We start from the raw sequence: 18,150 nt of genomic DNA, 5'->3' as shown, positions 1-18,150 counted from the left end.
TGAGGGACTCAGCGGCTCAGGCCGCCTGGGTACTGAGGTTTCGCCGGAGGGCAGGCTTGTCGATCTTGCCGACCGGGTTCTTGGGCAGGGCGTCGACGAGGTGGACGCGCTCGGGCACCTTCACCCTGGTCAGGTGCAGTCGACAGTGATCGAGGAGCTCCTCCTCGGTGATCGTCGAACCGGGGTAGACGCTGACGTAGGCGACCGGGATCTCGCCGTAGATGTCGTCGGGACGACCGACGACCGCTGACTCGAGCACGCCCGCCACGGTCGAGAGGACGGCCTCGATCTCCTTGGGGTAGATGTTCTCGCCACCGCGAATGATCATGTCTTTCAGCCGGTCGACGACGGTCAGGTAGCCGTCGTCGTCGAGCCTGCCGATGTCACCCGTGTGCAACCATCCGTCCACAATGGTCTCGGCGGTGGCATCGGGCCGGTTGAGGTAGCCGCGCATCACGGTGGGTCCGGCGATGACCACCTCACCCTCCTCGCCCGCGGGAAGGAACGAGCCGTCGGGGCCCATGATGCGAATCTGCTGGCCGGGCAACGCCGGGCCGACGGTGCCGATCTTGCGAACGCCGTCGACCGGGTTGCACGCCGAGGCACAGGTGCCCTCGGTCAGCCCGTACCCCTCGACGACCTCGAAGCCGTACCGGTCCCGCAGCCGGACGAGCAACTCACGCGAGACCGGCGCCGCCCCGCAGACGACGAACCGAAGTGAGGACACGTCGGGCCGCACGCTCTCCGGAAGGGCGGCGAGCACGGCGTAGATGGTCGGCACCGCGGAGAAGTACGTCGGGCGCAACCGCTCGACCTGGTCGAAGAACTTGCCCGCGGAGAACTGCCCGACGATGCTCACCTCACCGCCGCAACGCAGTGGCGCCAGCACGCTGACCATGATCGCGTTGACGTGGAACAGCGGCAGGATCAGCAGGCAGTGGTCGTTCTCGGTGAGCCGCAGGTGCCGCGCCATGGTCTCCGACATCGCCTCGGCGTGCCGGTGGTCGAGCAGCACTCCCTTCGGCTTGCCGGTGGAACCGCTGGTGTAGATCAGCAGGGCGAGGTCGTCGCCGGCGAGCGCCGCGGGCGGCAGCGGTTCTCGCAGCCGGTCGGTTCGCATGTCGTCGACGTGGATGGCCGGCCTGCCCGCGACGGAGGCGCAGGGCGCGAGCGTCACCACGAGCGAGGCACCGGAGTCGGTGATCTGGTAGTTCGCCTCGGTCTCGGTGAACGCGGGATTGACCGGCGTCACCGCCCCGCCAAGCCGCCAGGCCGCGAACATCGCGACGAGCAACTCGACCCGGTTGGGCAACACGATCGCCAGCACCTGCCCCCGGCCGAAGCCGCGCTCGGCAAGTTGTTCGGCGAACGCCTCGACCCAGGCATCGAACTGCTCGTAGGTCAGTTCCACCCTGTCGTCGCGAAGCCCCACCCGCGTCCAGTGCTGACGCAGCGGGCTCGTCGGGTTCCACGGCAGGTATCGCAGCTCCATTGCCACCTCCAGCACCGCGTTGCCTGTGTTCTGCATCACAAACAACGTGGCACCAGACACTACGCAGCCAGCCGAGAACCTTCCTACGTCCCGGCGCGACGAACTTGCCGTGACCAGTTGTGCATCATGCACAAGAGGTAGGTCGGGCACAGCGAACTATCCGGGATGTCTCGACCGGTACAGCCATCACCCGCGCACCCGGCAGCGGTTGAAGCCGGCCGCGCCGAGCGCCGGGCTACGATCATGTCTTCGAGCCCGCCCAGGCGGGACGGCGGATGTGATGGCCCGCATCCGCCGTAGGAAGCAACAGTGGGGTGCCAGTTACCAGACCGGAAAATTCCGTGGGCTTCGCCATGCCATCGTGGCCACAGGCATTGCCGGACCGCTGTCCCGAACGAAAACCACCCAGGAGAAAACATGATCGATCCGCGCCTTGCCGGTCAGAATGTTCTGGTCACCGGAGGGGCCGGGAACGTGGGGGCAGCAATCAGCCGTGCATTCGCCGCACAGGGCGCGTGCGTGGCGATCCACTACCTGGCTCAGGATCGGCCCGCACCCGCCAATGTCAGGTGGGACCACATCACACCCACCACAGCGGCGGCCGCCGAGCTCGCCGAGGAACTTGGCAACGGCTCCTTCGCGGTCAGCGCGGACCTGGCCGAACCCGGCGAGGCGCGGCGGCTCGTACACGAGGTCGGCGGGCGTGCGGGCGCAATCAACGTGCTGGTCAACAACGCCGCACATTGTGAGTCGCCGGACAGCGTCGAGTCCTTGAACGCTGAGTCGCTGTGGCGGCATTACCAGGTGAATACCATCGCTCCCGCAGTACTGACGGCCGAGGTGGCTCGCCTGCGCGACGGCGACGCGCCGTTGTCCGTCATCAACATCACGACCGACGCCGCCCGGGCCTTTCCCGGCCAGACCGGCTACGGAACATCCAAGGCGGCGCTTGAGGCGCTCACTCGGTCCACCGCCTTGGACCTGGCAGGACGGGGGATAAGGGTGAACGCCGTGGCGCCAGGGCCGGTCCAAACCGGCTGGATCACCGAGGACCTCATCGCTGAAGTCAACGAGATCGTGCCGATGGGCCGGGTCGGGACCCCCGACGAGATCGCCGACGCCGTGGTTTATCTGGCCTCGCATCAAGCGCGCTGGATCACCGGGCAGGTCCTGCAAGTCGCCGGCGGTCACGCGCTCTGACAGGGCACACGGGTGTGCGGTCGGCCGGAGTTGACCAATCCGGGACTCCGGTGAATGGCCTTGGTGGGCGTCGTTATTGCGTGATCTGTCGTGAAGGGCATCCGACCTGGCCGCAGCCCCGTCGTCCGCAACCGGCACGTCAGGGACCTTGGTGGAGCTTTCGACCGGCACCACACGGGACCCTGCCATGAACATCGAGATCGGCCTGTTAGGACCGAAGCCGAGTCCGAAGCAGATCCCGGAATCGGAATTGACGCCGCGCGCTGCGCACTGCGAGGAGTGCACGACACCGATCAGGAATCGAGAAGCGATCCTCGGTGAGGTGCGGCCAGCGTCGCTGCCGGTGATACTGGCCGAAACCGCAGCTGCGACCACCCGCGGGTGTGTCGCAGGCCGGGGCGACCGAGGAGGTAGCACGATGTCAGGGGATCAGCAGCCTGCCAGCCGCGAGAAGCGCAAGCGCCGTGGCCCTGGGGCGATGTCACGGTGGATACAGCAGCGGGCCAACGCCCGCACCAACCGCAGGATCCGTCGGGGCAAGAGCAAGTTCATGGGCATGGACCTGCTGATCCTGAACACGGTGGGTCGCCGCAGTGGCCAACCCCGCGAGACACCCGTCACCTGGTTCGCCGACGGCGAGGACTCCTGGCTGATCATCGCCTCGGGAGGCGGGGACCGTAACCCGGACTGGTACCTCAATCTGATGGCGCACCCCGACAAGGCGACGATCGAACTGCCCGGTCGAGGCACCGTGCCGGTGACCCCGCATCGGCTCGACGGCGCCGACCGCGAGCGGGCATGGCAGCGGCTCGTGGCCGCCCAGCCCCGCTTCGAGAAGTACCAACGCAAGTCCGAGCGGGAGTACCCGTTGATCCGGCTCACGCCACGGTGATGGCCTTTCCCGTCCGCCTCTGATCGCGCTCAGCCACGACCGTGAGCAAGGTAGGAACGCCACCCGCCGTGGTGGGAGATGTCCTCGCCCGCGATGTCCGCGCAGCCGAAGCCGACCACCCAGCTACCGTCGCTGAGCTGCACCTTTCCCAGGGTCATCGGTGCGGGCAGCTCGGCGAGGAAGGTTCCCAGCCCCGCAGGCGGCAGTAGCCACAGCTCGCCGGTGAGCGTGACGCCTGCACCCTCACCGACGCCGACCACGCCGGGTTTGGGCGGCGACGTCGGCAACGCGTACATGCGGTAGCGCGGCGCCGTCTCACACGGCCCGACGTATCGGGCACCGAGGCCGACGAGTTGCGGGTTCAGTGGCTCGCCGGACATGTGCGCACCGAACACCGCCAGCCGGACACCCGGAGTGGGCAGTACGGGAACCTCGCCCACCAGGTCCGGTTCGACCAGCAGCGACGCGATGTCGAGCGCCACCTGGTCGTCGAACTCTCGCACGATCACGCTGACTCCGAACAGCCCGCCGTCGGCCGCTCCGGCGGGCACGGCGACCGCCGCCATGTCGAGCAGGTTGACGAAGTTGGTGTAGGTGCCCAAGAACGAGTTCAGCCGCAGTGGATCGGCTCGCACCGCGTCGATGCTCGGATGGGTGGGCGCGGTCGGGAGCAGCAGCGCGTCGAAGCCTGCCAGCATCGTTCGGACCTGGCCCCGTACCCGCCGCAGCCGCTGCTGGTCGTGCACCAGCGCTGCGCCGTCGACGCCCTTCGCGCCGAGCGCGATGCCGGCTACCGACGGGTCGACGGCTACCGGGTGCTGCTCGACGAACTCGCCGAACGCGGCGTACCGCTCGGCGACGAGCGCGCCGTCGTAGAGCAGCTTCGCCACGTCCAGCAACGGCCGCACGTCCAGCTCGTCGATGTCCGCCCCCCGCTCGCGCAACCGCGCCACCGTGGCGAGGAAGCGTGCTTTCGCCTGCTCGGACAGCGGCGTGAGGTCCTCGTCGCGAGGGACGGCGACCCTTGGCTGGCCGGGCGCGGCAAGCCGCACCGTGCTCGGCCATGCCCGCGACGCCGGGTCCGCCTCCGCCATGCCCGCCATGGTCCGCACCACCGTCGCCGCTGTCGCGATCGTCGGGGCGAAGGCGGTGACGCAGTCGTAGGAGGGGCATGCGGGGACCACCCCGTCGACCGGTACGACGCCGAGTGTCGGCTTGACACCGACGATGCCGTTCAACGCGGCGGGCACCCGCCCTGACCCCGCGGTGTCGGTGCCGAGAGCGAAGTCGGCGATGCCGAGCGCCACCACGACCGCCGAACCGGAACTCGACCCGCCGGAGATCAGTTCCGGGTGCCAAGCGTTGCGCACCGCGCCGTGCGGGCTACGGGTGCCGACCAACCCGGTGGCGAACTGGTCGAGGTTGGTCTTTCCCAGCAGCACGGCACCGGCGTCCAGCAGCCGCCGCACGGCCGTGGCGGTGCGCTCCGCGCGGTAGCCGAAGTCGGGACAGGCCGCCGTGGTCGGCATTCCGGCGACGTCGATGTTGTCCTTGACCGCGAACACGGTTCCCGCCAGTGGAAGCTTCTCCCCTGCCTCGATCCGCGCCTGGACCTTCGCGGCTTCGTCGAGCACGTCGTCGAGCGGCCGCAGCAGGATCCACGCCTCGGGACGGTCCACCTCGTCGATCCGGGCGTACGCGCACCTGACCCGGTCCCGGGGCCCGCCGGATGTCTCGCTGTCCACCACTCACGCCACCCGTTCCTCGTCCGTCTGCGCCACCACCAGCAGCGGCGCACCACCCGCGACCTGATCTCCCGGAGCGACCAGCAGCCGGCGAACGGTGCCGCTCACCGGGGCCGTCACCGGCATCTCCAGTTTCATCGCCTCGAGCGTCACCAGCGCTTCCCCCGAGGTGACCCGGCTTCCTGCCACGACGTCGGTCCGCCACACGCTCGCCGCCATCGGCGCCGTCACCACAACCTCCCCGTCGGCGACGTCGAGGCCGCCGGGCGCGTCGAAACCGACGGTCTCGTCCGCCCGATCGAACTCACCCGCCGCCGCCCACCGCCTTCGTTCGGCCTCGAATGCCTCGGCCTGGTGGCGGGTGAAGTCGGCGATCGACTCGGCGTTGTCGGCGAGCAGTTTGCGGTAGTCGGCGTAGTCGAAGGTGCCGTCCCGGATGTCCAAAGTGGTGCGGCCGGTGCGCAGGTCGGCACGGATATCGGCCAGTTCCTCCGCGCTCACCGGCTCCCAGACGATGCGGTCGAAGAACCGCAGCAGCCACGGCACCCCGTCCCGGAACGAGCCGTACTGCCGCACGCCCGACCAGATCGGCACGGTGCGGCCGATGAGCTGGTAGCCGCCGGGGCTTTCCATCCCGTACACGCACAGGTACGAGCCACCGATGCCGACGGCGCCCTCCGCGGTCCAGGTCCGCGCCGGGTTGTACTTGGTGGTGACCAGCCGGTGCCTGGGGTCGATCGGCACCGCGGCGGGCGCACCCAGGTACACGTCGCCGAGCCCGAGCACGAGGTAGGAGGCCTCGAAGACGACACGGCGCACCTCATCGACCGTGGCGAGCCCGTTGATGCGCCGGATGAACTCGATGTTGGACGGGTTGTAGAGCGCATCGTCACGCACGTTGGTCGTGTAGCGCTCGATCGCCTCCGCCACCGACGGGTCGTCCCAGGAAAGCGGCAGGCGCAGCTCACGACTGGGCACCACCATGTCGTCCACCGAAGGCAGGGTGCCCTCGATCTCGGCGAGCAGTCCCGTCAGTGCTCGCACGCCGAGCACGTCCGGGTCGGTGTGGATGTGCAGCGACCGCACGCCCGGTGTGACGTCGATGATTCCCCGCTCGTCGCGGGCGTGCAGCGCGGTCGCGAGCGCATGGATGCGCATCCGCGAGCCGAGGTCGAGCGTCATCGGGCCGTACTCGACCAGCACCGCGTCGTCGCCCGCCCGCCGGTACACCACCGCGGGCCGGTCGTCGTCCTCGTCGATGCTCAGCAGGATGCCGGTGTCGGCGGCCGCGTCGGCGCGTGCGGCTGGGAGGTTCACCGCGCGCGGGACGCGTACGGCCTCGGCGGCTTCCTCCGTCACGGGGTGGAATCGCAGCCGGTCGTCCGGACGCAGCTGGCCGAGCTTCCACCGGTCGCCGCTCACCACGGTCATCGGGCAGGCGAAGCCACCGAGGCTGGGGCCGTCCGGCCCGAGCAGTGCCGGGGTGTCGCCGGTGAAGTTCACCGTGCCGACCGAGTAGGCGTTGTCGTGCAGGTTCGAGGGGTGCAACCCCGCTTCACCGCCGTTGTCGCGTGCCCACCTCGGGCGCGGCCCGCAAAGCCGCACGCCTGGGCGACCCGCGTGCACCTGCACCGTCCAGCCGGCCTCGTAGATCGAGGCCATGTCGTCGACGGTGAAGTAGTCCGGCGCGGGCTGCGGCCCCGGCAGCACCGCCAGCGTCCAGTCGTGCGTCAGCCGGGGCCGGTCCCGCACCGGCACCGGCCTCGGGTCGGGTGCGCCGTCGGGGATTTCGCCCGGCAGTATCGTGTCGCCCGCGCGCAGTTCGCGGCCGGTGTAGCCACCGATCCCGCCCTGCGGGAAGGTGGCCGCGCTGCCGAGGAACCGCGGTACGTCCAGCCCACCACGAAACAGCACGTAGGTGCGCACACCGGCGCCGGTCACCGTGCCCACCGCGAGCAGGCCACCGGCGGGAACCTCGACCGGTTCCCACTGCGCCACCTGCTGTCCGTCCACAGTGACAGTTGCCTCGGCGCCGGTCACGCATACGGTCGTCGCCGCGGCGAACCGCAGCGTCGGCCCTGTCAGGGTGCACTCCAGCCCGGCAGTACCCTCCGGGTTGCCCAGCGCCAGGTTGCCGAGCCGAAACGACAGGTCGTCCATCGGGCCCGACGGCGGCACACCGACCTCCCAGTACCCGATCCGTCCCGGCCAGTCCTGCACCGTGGTCAGCGTTCCTGGCTCGATCACGTCGATACGCGGGGAACTGTCCGCGACCCCGCGCAGGGTCGCGGTGGTGTGGGTGGCCGACCGCAACGCAGGGTCGTCACATGCCGCCAGCAACTGCCCGAGGTTGGTGTGCACGCCGGTGATGCGGGTTCGGGCGAGCGCGCCTGCCAGGCGAGTGATCGCCGCGTCGCGGTCGTCGCCGTGCGCCATCACCTTGGCCAGCAACGGATCGTAGTTCGGGGGAACCTCCTGCCCCTCGGCGATCCAGGTGTCGACCCGGAAACCGGGGCCGTCGGGCAGCCGCACATGGTTGAGCGTGCCCGCGCTCGGCAGGTGGTCGCGGACCGGGTCCTCGGCATACACCCGTGCCTGGATGGCATGCCCGGTGAATGCGGGTCCCTCGGGTGGCACCCCGTCCAGCACCGCGATGTCGCCCGCCGCGATACGGATCATCCACTCCACGAGATCCACGCCGGTGACGAGTTCGGTGACGCCGTGCTCCACCTGCAACCGGGTGTTCATCTCCAGGAAGGAGGCCTGCGCGCTGCCCGCGTCGTAGACGAACTCGACGGTCCCCACCGAGGCGTAGTTCATCGAGGCCGCCAGCGCCCGCGCGCCGCGATGCAACCGCTCGCGGACCGTGGCCGGGATCGCGGGAGCGGGCGTCTCCTCCACCACCTTCTGGTTGCGCCGTTGCAGCGAGCAGTCTCGGTCACCGAGGCTGACCACGCGGCCCTCGCCGTCGCCGACCACCTGCACCTCGACGTGGCGCGCCTGATCGACATAGCGTTCGCAGAACACGGCCGGGTTGCCGAAGTTCTCGGCCGCCAATCGGCGCACGGAGTCGAACGCAGCACGCAACTCGGCGGGGCCGCGAACGACCCGCATGCCGATCCCGCCGCCGCCACCGGAGGCCTTCACGATCACTGGGAAACCGATCCGCTCCGCCTCGGCGACTGCCTGGTCCACATCCGACAGCAGACCGGAGCCAGGCAACATGGGCACACCCGCGCGCGCGGCGGCCTCTCGAGCCTTCGCCTTGTCACCGAAGATCTCCAGCTGCCGCGGCGTCGGGCCGATGAACGTCAGCCCGGCGTCGGCCGTGGCGCGCGCGAACGCCGGGTCCTCGGACAGAAAGCCGTAACCGGGGTGGATGGCCTGCGCGCCCCTCGACACGGCCGCCCGCAGTACGGCATCGGAGTCGAGGTAGCTTCGCGCGGCTTCCGCCTGCCCGATCAGCACGGCGTCGTCGGCCATCCTGACGTGTGCCGACGTGCGGTCGGCGGTGGAGTAGACCGCCACGGTCTCGATCCCCATCCGCCTGGCGGTGGCGATGATCCGGCAGGCGATCTCACCCCGGTTGGCGACAAGGATTCGCTCGAACATCTGCCCCTCCTCGGGTTCTCGGTTTCGTCACGGCCGCAGCACCGACGCCATGCGCGCCATGGAGATCGCCTGCTCGGCTCTGGCTACGACAACGGCTCGCGACGCGTCGATATGGCCGCGCAGCGCGGCCTGTGCTTCCTCGAGCCGCCGGTCGAGCGCGAGTTCGAGGACGGTGATGTGTTCGGTGATGGTGGCGGACATGCGGTCCGGGGTGAGGTAGTCGTACATGCGAACCGGCCGGATGCGCGCGTTCACCGCATGCAGCGCCTCGACGAAGGCCATGTTGCCGGACGCCGCCAGCAGCGTGACGTGGAACTGCTCGTCCCGGTCGACGAATCCGGCGTCCGGCAGCGGCGGGTCGCGCTGCAGGGCGTGCCAGTCGTCGAGTTCGGGTCCGAGCAGGTCCGGGTCGTGGCGTGCCCGCGTCGGGGCCAACCGTTCGAAGCCGCGTAGTTCGAGGGTGAACCTGAGTTCGTACAGGTCGTTGAGGTCGCTGAACTTCGGCCGGTACGGGTAGAGCCCGCCCTCGCCGCGCTGCACCAGGCCGTCGGCGACCAGCCGCGCGAGTGCCTCACGGATCGGGGTTCGAGACACCTCGTAGCGGGCCGCGAGTTTGCCCTCGCCGAGCCGATCCGACGGCGGGAAGGCACCACTCATCAGGTCGGCTCGCAGGGCTCGGTAAACCCGCTCACCCAGCGGCCGCGCGCGGTCGGGCCGCGGTTGTTTCAATGTCATACCTGCCTCAGATCGCCATCGCCTCGCGCGCAGCGCGTTCCGCACCGATACCGCCTTCTCCGGTGGCCGTGATCCGGCCGGACTCGAGCACGTAGTAGCGGCAGGCGGCGCGCAGCGCGAACCCGATGTGTTGCTCGACCATGAGCACACCGAGGCCGCCTCGCCGGGTGAGGCCGGTGATGGTCTGCTCGATCTCGGCCACCACCGTTGGCTGGATGCCTTCGGTGGGCTCGTCGAGGATCAGCATCCTGGGCTCGGTGAGCAGCGCGCGAGCGATGGCCAGTTGCTGCCGCTGCCCGCCCGAGAGCAGCCCTGCCCTGCGGTCGAGCAGCCCGGTCAGCGCCGGAAACAGGTCGAGTGCCTGCGCGATCAGCTGCCTGCCGCGGCGGCGCCCGTCAGCGACGACACGCAGGTTCTCCATGGTGGTGAGCTGCCCGAAGCACTGCTGGCCCTGCGGCACGTAGCCCAGCCCCCGCGCGACCCGGGCGGCCGGGCGCATCCGGGTGAGATCCTCACCGTCGAGCAGCACCCGGCCCGTTGTGACGTTCAGCAGACCGACCGCCGCGCGCAGCAGTGTGGTCTTGCCTGCTCCGTTGTGGCCCATCACGGCGACCACCCCGTCGGAGGGGACCTCGAGGCACACCTCGCGCACCACCTCGGTGCGGCCGTAGCCGGTGTGGATGTCGACCAGCTCAAGCATCGGCCGCTCCTGCCATCGCGGGGGTGCCGAGGTAGACCTCCTGCACGCGGGGGTCGGCCTGCACCTGCGCGACGGTGCCCTCTGCGAGCACTTTGCCCGCGTGCAGCACGGTCACCGACGTGGCGAAGTCGCGCATGAAGTCCATGTCGTGCTCGACGACGACCACGGTGCGATCGGCACCGATCCGCCGCAGCAGTTGCCCTGTGGCGGCGCGTTCTTCGTGGCTCATGCCCGCGACCGGTTCGTCCAGCAGCAGCACGTCGGCGTTTTGCACCAGCAGCATGCCGATCTCCAGCCACTGCTTCTGGCCGTGGGCCAGCGTTTCGGCCTGCCGGTCGGCCAGTGCGGTGAGGCCGATGGTCTCCAGCGCCTGCGCGACACGCGGTTCCACCGTGCGGCGTCGCCGCAGCAGCTGCAGCGGTGACCGGTCGGCGCCCGCGGCGATGTCCAGGTTCTGCAGCACGGTGAGGCGTTCGAACACCGTCGCCGTCTGAAACGTGCGCCCCACGCCGAGCCGCGCGATCTGCTGCACCTTCCTGCCGATGAGCTCGGTCCCCGATTTCGTCGCCGAGCCGGTCGCGGGTACGAGTCCGGTGACGGCGTCCACCAGCGTCGTCTTTCCGGCACCGTTGGGTCCGATCAGGAACCGCAGGTCGCCCTGCAACAGGGTCAGGTCCACGCCGTCGACGGCGGTGAACCCGTCGAAGGTCACCGTCAGCCCGGTGATCTCCAGGTACTCGGTGCCCATTCCCCGGTTACCTCCGAAAACGGGCTGGTCGCTCCTGCGGGCGCCGCCCGTCACCGGTGGCTGTGGGCCCTCGGTGGTTGTCATGCCGTTGCCTCCTCCGGTTTCGTCGCATGCCGCACCTGCGGTTTCGCCACCGCCGCGCGTCGTCGTTTCAGCAGGGCGACGATCGAGGCAAGTCCACCTGGCAGGAACCCGACTACCGCGATGAACAGCACGCCCTGTGCGTAGGTCCACATCGAAGGGAACTGTTCCGAAAGAGTGGTCTGTGCCCACGCCACCGCGACAGCGCCGATCACCGGTCCCAGCAGCGTCTCCCTGCCACCGATCGCGACCCCGATCAGGAATGCGATGGAGGGCAGGATGCCGACGTCGGCGGGTGAGATGATCCCGACGACGGGCACGAACAGCGCGCCGGCGATCCCAGCGAACGCGGCGGCGAAAGCGTAGGCGACGACCTTGATGTTGGCCGGGTCGTAGCCGAGGAACCGCACCCGCTCTTCCTGGTCGCGCACCGCGACCAGCAGTTCCCCGTAGCGGCTTCGCGTCAACTGCCACGCGAGTAGCACCACGGCCAGCAGCGTGCCCGCGGCGATGAAGAACAACATCCGCATGTTGACCGGGTCGTTGAGCGCGAACCCGAAGAAGGAATGGAAGCTGCTCAGGCCGTTGCTGCCACCGACACTCTGCTGCCCGATGAGCAGGATCGCGAACGCGGCGGCGAGCGCCTGGCTCAGGATCGCGAAGTACGCTCCCTTGACGCGCCGCTTGAAGATGACGAGCCCGAGCAACACCGCGATCGCCGCAGGCAACACCAGGATCGCGAGCAGCGTCACCACCGGCGAGGCCAGCGGTGCCCACCAACCGGGAACCGCGTCGAACCCGGCGATCTGCAGGAACACCGGCACGCTGCCCGGGCCGTCGCGCAGTTCGGCATCGGCGAGTTTCAGGTGCATCGCCATCAGGTAGGCGCCGAGTCCGAAGAAGACTCCCTGGCCCAGGGTCAGCATCCCGCCCCGGCCCCATGCCAGTCCGATACCGACCGCCACGATCGCGTAGCACAGGAACTTGGCGAGCAGGTTGAGCCGGAACTCGCTGAGCACCGCGGGTGCCAGCCCGAACAGCACCGCGGCGGCGAGTACGAATCCCGCCGGTGCGCGCCATCGCGACGAGCTGCCCGAAGCGTGGGCGGTGGTGAACGCCGAGCGGAAGGTGGTCACGCCAGGCTCCTTGTCTTGAGGCTGAACAGTCCTTGCGGTCGAAGCTGCAGGAAGACCACGATCACCAGGAACACGCCGACCTTTGCCAGGCTCGCCGTTGTCGAGTACTCGAAGAAGGACTGCAGGCTGCCGAGCGCGAACGCCGCGATCACGGCGCCCCTGAGCTGCCCGAGCCCGCCCGCGACCACCACGAGGAACGCGTCGATGACGTAGCTTTGGCCGGTGGTCGGGCTGGTGGAGCCGATGAGGGTCAGCGCGACACCGGCCACGCCCGCCAGCCCGGAGCCGATGAAGAACGTGGTGAGGTCGGTTCGCCTGCTCGATATTCCCGCGGTCTCGGCCAGGTCGCGGTTGCCCACGACGGCGCGCACCCGCCGCCCCATGGCCGTGTAGCGCAGCACCGCCGTGAGAGCCAGCACGCACACCGTGGCGAGCACCAGGATGAAGACCCTGGTCTTGGGCACCACGGTCCCGAAAAGCTCGACGCCGCCCACGAGCCACTGTGGTGCGGTCACGTTCACCGCGGGCGCACCGAAGACGTCACGGGCCAGTTGCTGCAGCACCATCCCGACGCCGAAGGTCACCAGCAGGGTGTCCAGCGGCCGGTGGTACAGCCGCCTGATGAGGGCGGCCTCCAGAGCCACCCCCAGCAGGCCACCGACGGCGAATCCGGCCACCAGCGCGACCGGGAGTGACACACCCGAGGTGCCCAGCACCTGTTGCGTGACGAACGCCGTGTAGGAGCCCGCCATGATGAACTCGCCGTGGGCCATGTTGATCACGCCCATCTGGCCGAACACCAGCGACAACCCCAGCGCGGCGAGCAGCAGGATCGAGCCGGTGCTCATACCGGTGAGCAACTGTCCGATGACGACGTCCATGCGAGGGTCTCCCTTTCGTCCGATACCGTCGCCAAACCCGCGGGTTACCGAGCGAGGCCCTCGGCCCAGTCGTAGGACTTGAGGTACGGGTCGGGGTCGATGGGGCCGTCGGACTGCCACACCGTGTAGATCAGGCCGTCGGAGCGGATCTCGCCGATCCGTGCCGTCTTGCTGATGTGGTTGTTCTCGCCGTCGATCGTCACCGTCCCCTCCGGCGCATCGAAGCTCACGCCCGCCGCCGCCGTGCGGACATCGTCCACACCGAACGACTTTGCCTTCTCCACGCTGGCCTTCCACAGGTACACGGAGGTGTAGGCGGCCTCCATAGCGTCGGAGGTGACTCGCTTGGCGCCGTACTCCTTCTTGAACGCCGCCACGAACGCCGAGTTGTCGGCCGAATCGAGTGTCTGGTAGTAGTTCCACGACACCAGCTGGCCCTCGATGTTCTTGACGCCGATGCCGCCGACCTCCTGCTCGGCGATGGACACCGACATCACCGGCATGTCCTTCGCGGAAAGGCCGACGTTGCTGTACTCGCGGAAGAACGCCACATTGGAGTCGCCGTTGAGGGTGTTGAACACCGCGTCGGCGTCGGCCTTGCGGATCTTGTTGCCGATCGTCGAGAAGTCGGTCGAACCCAGCGGGGTGTACTCCTCACCCTTGATCTCGATACCGTTCGCCTTCGCGTATGCCTTGATGACCTCGTTGGCGGTGCGGGGGAACACGTAGTCGCTGCCGAGGAGGAACAGCGACCTGACACCTCGCTCGCGCAGGTAGTCGAGCGCGGGAACGATCTGCTGGTTGGTGGTGGCGCCGGAGTAGAAGATGTTCTCCGAGGATTCGAGTCCCTCGTACTGCACGGGGTAGTACAGCAGTGCGTTGTTGTCCTCGAACACCGGCAGCATCGCCTTCCTGCTGGCCGAGGTCCAGCCACCGAAGACGGCCGCGACGCAGTCGTCGCGGATCAGCTTCTCGGCCTTCTCCGCGAACACGGTCGGCTCGGACGCTCCGTCCTCCGCGACGATCCTGAGCCGCTTGCCGAGCACACCGCCGTCGGCGTTGATCTCCTTGACCGCCAGCTTGATCGAGTCCCGGACGGTCACCTCGCTGATCGCCATGGTGCCGGAAAGCGAGTTCAGCGAGCCGACCTTGACCTCCTCGCCCAAGGTGTCCACGCAACTGGTGGCGCCGGCCGCGGCCGGATCGCCCGCGCGGCTGCCGCACGAGGCGAGGACGAGGCCGAGCGCTATCGCCGCCGCGGCCGTTCGCACTGCTGAGGACAACTTCATGGGCAAACCTTTCATGCTAAGCCGGCGCAGCAACGCAAAACCGCGTATACAGCGCGGTATCCGCTGTCGTATTCGATGGCGGGCAAGCTACGGAGCCGCTGTTTCCGCGCCATGACCTCACGTAACCGGCCGGTGAGATCACGTTGCGGGACGGTGAAGAAGGCCTCACAGCCGGGCGAGGGTCACGGTGAGAACACCCGATCGGTGCGCCGCCGCCATGAAGACTGACCAACCAGGCAGTGGCACCGATGCCCGATCGTGCGCCATCATCGTCGGCTGACCACGGACCCGAGAAATCCCAGGACAGCGAGGTTCGTTCGATGGCAGGGCGTCACGTCGCCGCACACGGCGACCTCCGCGGCACCAGGACGGCACTGGAACGCGAATGGACGCGGTGGGTACCGCGCGGTTCGACCCGTGTGGAAATCGCGGGCACCGGCCCCGCGCTCCGCGACGAGGTGCTCCAGTCCTGGCGCCGATCGCTGGTGACCGTGGACCCCGGCCGCGAGAGCGCACCTACCACGGGCACCGGCGACGTCGGCCCGCGCTGGGCGGACTCGCCGCTGCGCGCGCCCGTCACCGACCTGGCCGACGAGCTTCGGTCCATCGCCGACGACGCGGGCTTCGTCGCCGCGGTCACCGACGCCGACGGCACCATCCTGTGGTCCTACGGCGGGCGGGTGATGCGGCGACGCGCGGAGCGGGTCAACTTCGCCCCCGGTGGGCGCTGGGACGAACCGAACATGGGTACCAACGCGCTGTCTCTCGCGCTGCGTACCGGACGCCCGAGCACGGTCTTCTCCGCCGAACACCTCGTCGCGGCGTTGCACGGCTGGGTGTGCTACTGCGCGCCGATCCGCGACTCCCACGACAGGAAGCTGGGCGTGCTCGACCTGTCCACGACCTGGGACCGGGCACACCCGCTGGCGATGTCGACGGTGCGCACGCTGGTCACGACGATCGAAACCCGGCTGCGTGGCACGCTCACCGCGGCCGGCGCCGCGGGCGTGCGGTTGACCTGCCTCGGCGGCGGCGAACTGTCGCGAGCGGGTGTCGTGGCCAAGCTGCGGCCCAGGCAACTGGAGATCCTCACACTGCTGGCGCTCGAACCCGACGGCTTCACACCGCAACGGCTGCGCGACGCGCTGTACGGCGAGCGCGACCTCGGCGCCACCACGCTGAAGGCCGAGGTCTCACACCTGCGCCGGGCCGTCGGCGGCGAGATCGCCAGCAGGCGTTACGCGCTCACCGTGCCGCTGCCCTGCGACGCCGTCGAGTTGCTCGAGGCGCTACGGGCGGGTGACACGGCGAAGGCCGTCGGCCTGTACCGGGGTCCGCTGCTGCCCGAGTCGGAGGCTCCCGGCATCGTGCGGTGGCGGGAGTACCTGGAGGTGAGTATGCGTACCGCGGTGCTCGCCGACCGGTGCGCCGACCACGCCCTGCGCTACGGCGAGGTCGCGCCGTACGACGTGGCGATTCACGAGCACGCCCTCGCGCTGCTGGAGCACGGCGACCCGCGCCGGGCCGTCGCGACCGCCCGCCTGCACACCGCGCTGCTGGACTGAGCGCGCCGGTCCAACCTTTCGCCAACCTCGCTGCGCCACCGTGAGCACCGCCACGGCCGCGACGCGGCCGCACGCACTCACGACTCGACGAGGAGCGACGCATGATCTACGCGAAACCAGGCACCCCAGGTAGCTCCGTGAGCTTCGCCGACCGCTACGACAACTTCATCGCGGGCGATTGGGTGGCACCGGTGGAGCAGCGCTACTTCGACAACCTCTCCCCCGTGGACGGCCAGGTCTTCACACAGGTGGCGCGTTCCTCGGCCGCGGACATCGATCTCGCACTCGACGCGGCCCACCGCGCTGCGGGCAAGTGGGCGGCCACCTCGGTGACGGAGCGCGCGAACATCCTGGGCAGGATCGCCCAGAAGATCGAGGACAACCTGGAATCGCTCGCCGTCGCCGAAACCTGGGAGAACGGCAAGCCGGTCCGCGAGACGCTGGCGGCCGACCTCCCGCTCGCCGTGGATCACTTCCGTTACTTCGCGGGCGCGGTGCGGGCGCAGGAAGGCGGTATCGCCGAGATCGACGCCGACACGGTCGCCTACCACTTCCACGAGCCGCTCGGCGTGGTCGGGCAGATCATCCCGTGGAACTTCCCCATCCTGATGGCTGCGTGGAAGCTCGCGCCCGCGCTGGCGGCGGGCAACACCGTGGTGCTCAAGCCCGCCGAGCAGACCCCGGTGTCGATCCTCAAGGTGATCGAACTGATCGCCGACCTGCTGCCGCCGGGTGTGCTCAACGTCGTCAACGGATTCGGCGCCGAGGCGGGCAAGCCGCTCGCGTCCAGCCCGCGAGTGGCGAAGGTGGCGTTCACCGGTGAGACCACGACCGGACGGCTCATCATGCAGTACGCCAGCCAGAACATCATCCCGGTCACGCTGGAGTTGGGTGGCAAGAGCCCCAACATCTTCCTGCCCGACGTGCTCGCCGCCGACGACGAGTTCCTGGACAAGGCCGTCGAGGGTTTCGTGATGTTCGCGCTGAACCAGGGCGAGGTGTGCACCTGCCCTTCGCGTGCGCTGATCCACTCCTCGATCTACGACGACTTCCTGGCGCGCTGCGTCGAGCGAACCAAGGCCATCCGGGGCGGTAACCCGCTCGACGACGCCACCATGCTGGGTGCGCAGGCCAGCAACGACCAGTACGAGAAGATCCTGTCCTACATCGACATCGGCAGGCGAGAGGGCGCGGCCGTCCTCACCGGCGGCGAACCTCGAAAAGTCGACGGCCTTCCCGGTGGCTACTACATCGAGCCGACGATCTTCGAGGGCAGCAACGACATGCGGATCTTCCAGGAGGAGATCTTCGGGCCGGTGGTGTCGGTCACCAGCTTCGACTCGGTCGACGATGCCGTCAAGATCGCCAACGACACGCTGTACGGGCTCGGCGCGGGCGTGTGGACCCGCGACATGAACACCGCGTACCGGCTCGGCAGGGGCATCCGGGCCGGTCGGGTGTGGACGAACTGCTACCACGCCTACCCCGCGCACGCGGCGTTCGGCGGTTACAAGAAGTCCGGCATCGGGCGGGAGAACCACAAGATGATGCTGGAGCACTATCAGCAGACGAAGAACCTGCTGGTCAGCTACTCGCCGAACAAGCTGGGGTTCTTCTGACATGCCGGGCCCGGAACCGGCCGGCAGGGTCGCCATGACCGGCGCGGCACTTGCCGTGCTCCGGCGGTTGATCGAGGTGCACGGCCCGGTGCTGTTCCACCAGTCCGGCGGGTGCTGTGACGGCAGCGCGCCCATGTGCTACCCGCGCGGCGAATTCTCGGTGGGTGCGGCCGATGTGCTGCTGGGCCACGTCGGCGGCGACACGCCCTTCTGGATGAGCCTCGACCAGTACGAGTACTGGAAGCACACGCACCTGACCGTGGACGTGGTCGCCGGGAGGGGCAGCGGGTTCTCGCTGGAGGCGCCCGAGGGGGTGCGCTTCCTGGTCCGGTCGCGACTGCTCACCGACGAGGAGATCGGTTTGCTGTCACAGACCCCACCGATCAGGGGCCGCGACCCGGAAGCTTGATCGACAACGCGATGCCCGTGGCGGGGCCGGACCAGGTGTCCGGCCC

General features: G+C 69.1%; 14 protein-coding genes. 5 read left to right on the top strand and 9 right to left on the bottom strand.

Features of this window, described 5'->3' with window-relative positions; genetic code table 11:
• Positions 1-16: 16 nt before the first annotated feature.
• Complete coding sequence (locus SACMADRAFT_RS11935) at positions 17-1,528, bottom strand: class I adenylate-forming enzyme family protein (protein WP_232285579.1); 1,512 nt, start codon at positions 1,526-1,528, stop codon at positions 17-19.
• Between the two features lie 381 nt (positions 1,529-1,909).
• On the opposite strand from SACMADRAFT_RS11935, the gene SACMADRAFT_RS11930 reads away from it, so the two are divergent.
• Positions 1,910-2,692: an SDR family NAD(P)-dependent oxidoreductase gene (locus SACMADRAFT_RS11930; RefSeq protein WP_009154074.1), complete on the top strand. Its 783-nt coding sequence runs from the start codon at positions 1,910-1,912 to the stop codon at positions 2,690-2,692.
• A gap of 418 nt (positions 2,693-3,110) precedes the next feature.
• Positions 3,111-3,584 carry a nitroreductase family deazaflavin-dependent oxidoreductase gene (locus tag SACMADRAFT_RS11925; protein WP_009154073.1) on the top strand — a complete coding sequence of 158 codons (474 nt, stop codon included), beginning with the start codon at positions 3,111-3,113 and terminating at the stop codon, positions 3,582-3,584.
• Between the two features lie 29 nt (positions 3,585-3,613).
• On the opposite strand, the gene atzF is transcribed toward SACMADRAFT_RS11925, so the two are convergent.
• Genes atzF through urtA form a run of 8 tightly spaced genes read right to left on the bottom strand, consistent with a single transcriptional unit; the run spans position 3,614 to position 14,511 of the window.
• Complete coding sequence (atzF, locus tag SACMADRAFT_RS11920; protein ID WP_040926325.1) at positions 3,614-5,329, bottom strand: allophanate hydrolase; 1,716 nt, start codon at positions 5,327-5,329, stop codon at positions 3,614-3,616.
• Between the two features lie 3 nt (positions 5,330-5,332).
• The gene (gene uca, locus SACMADRAFT_RS11915) at positions 5,333-8,941 is read right to left on the bottom strand and encodes an urea carboxylase (RefSeq protein WP_009154071.1); all 3,609 of its coding nucleotides are present in this window, start codon (positions 8,939-8,941) and stop codon (positions 5,333-5,335) included.
• A 27-nt stretch (positions 8,942-8,968) separates the two neighbouring features.
• Positions 8,969-9,676, bottom strand: coding sequence for a GntR family transcriptional regulator (locus SACMADRAFT_RS11910; protein ID WP_009154070.1), 708 nt, complete (start codon positions 9,674-9,676; stop codon positions 8,969-8,971).
• Between the two features lie 7 nt (positions 9,677-9,683).
• Complete coding sequence (locus tag SACMADRAFT_RS11905; protein ID WP_009154069.1) at positions 9,684-10,376, bottom strand: ATP-binding cassette domain-containing protein; 693 nt, start codon at positions 10,374-10,376, stop codon at positions 9,684-9,686.
• The gene (urtD, locus tag SACMADRAFT_RS11900; protein WP_009154068.1) at positions 10,369-11,208 is read right to left on the bottom strand and encodes an urea ABC transporter ATP-binding protein UrtD; all 840 of its coding nucleotides are present in this window, start codon (positions 11,206-11,208) and stop codon (positions 10,369-10,371) included. Before urtD ends, SACMADRAFT_RS11905 begins: the two co-directional genes overlap by 8 nt.
• Complete coding sequence (gene urtC / locus SACMADRAFT_RS11895; RefSeq protein WP_009154067.1) at positions 11,205-12,341, bottom strand: urea ABC transporter permease subunit UrtC; 1,137 nt, start codon at positions 12,339-12,341, stop codon at positions 11,205-11,207. The genes urtD and urtC overlap by 4 nt, the downstream gene beginning before the upstream one ends.
• Positions 12,338-13,222: an urea ABC transporter permease subunit UrtB gene (gene urtB / locus SACMADRAFT_RS11890; protein ID WP_009154066.1), complete on the bottom strand. Its 885-nt coding sequence runs from the start codon at positions 13,220-13,222 to the stop codon at positions 12,338-12,340. Before urtB ends, urtC begins: the two co-directional genes overlap by 4 nt.
• Positions 13,223-13,266: 44 nt before the next feature.
• Positions 13,267-14,511 carry an urea ABC transporter substrate-binding protein gene (gene urtA / locus SACMADRAFT_RS11885; RefSeq protein WP_009154065.1) on the bottom strand — a complete coding sequence of 415 codons (1,245 nt, stop codon included), beginning with the start codon at positions 14,509-14,511 and terminating at the stop codon, positions 13,267-13,269.
• 320 nt (positions 14,512-14,831) lie between these two features.
• On the opposite strand from urtA, the gene SACMADRAFT_RS11880 reads away from it, so the two are divergent.
• The 3 genes from SACMADRAFT_RS11880 to SACMADRAFT_RS11870 all read left to right on the top strand — a co-directional run bounded on the left by SACMADRAFT_RS11880 (position 14,832) and on the right by SACMADRAFT_RS11870 (position 18,104).
• Positions 14,832-16,076 carry a transcriptional regulator gene (locus SACMADRAFT_RS11880; RefSeq protein ID WP_009154064.1) on the top strand — a complete coding sequence of 415 codons (1,245 nt, stop codon included), beginning with the start codon at positions 14,832-14,834 and terminating at the stop codon, positions 16,074-16,076.
• A 101-nt stretch (positions 16,077-16,177) separates the two neighbouring features.
• Complete coding sequence (gene exaC / locus SACMADRAFT_RS11875; RefSeq protein WP_009154063.1) at positions 16,178-17,695, top strand: acetaldehyde dehydrogenase ExaC; 1,518 nt, start codon at positions 16,178-16,180, stop codon at positions 17,693-17,695.
• A 1-nt stretch (position 17,696) separates the two neighbouring features.
• Positions 17,697-18,104 carry a DUF779 domain-containing protein gene (locus SACMADRAFT_RS11870; protein ID WP_009154062.1) on the top strand — a complete coding sequence of 136 codons (408 nt, stop codon included), beginning with the start codon at positions 17,697-17,699 and terminating at the stop codon, positions 18,102-18,104.
• Positions 18,105-18,150 lie beyond the last annotated feature (46 nt).

The organism is Saccharomonospora marina XMU15, assembly GCF_000244955.1.
Classification (GTDB): domain Bacteria; phylum Actinomycetota; class Actinomycetes; order Mycobacteriales; family Pseudonocardiaceae; genus Saccharomonospora_A; species Saccharomonospora_A marina.
This window is presented reverse-complemented; position numbering and strand designations above follow the sequence as displayed.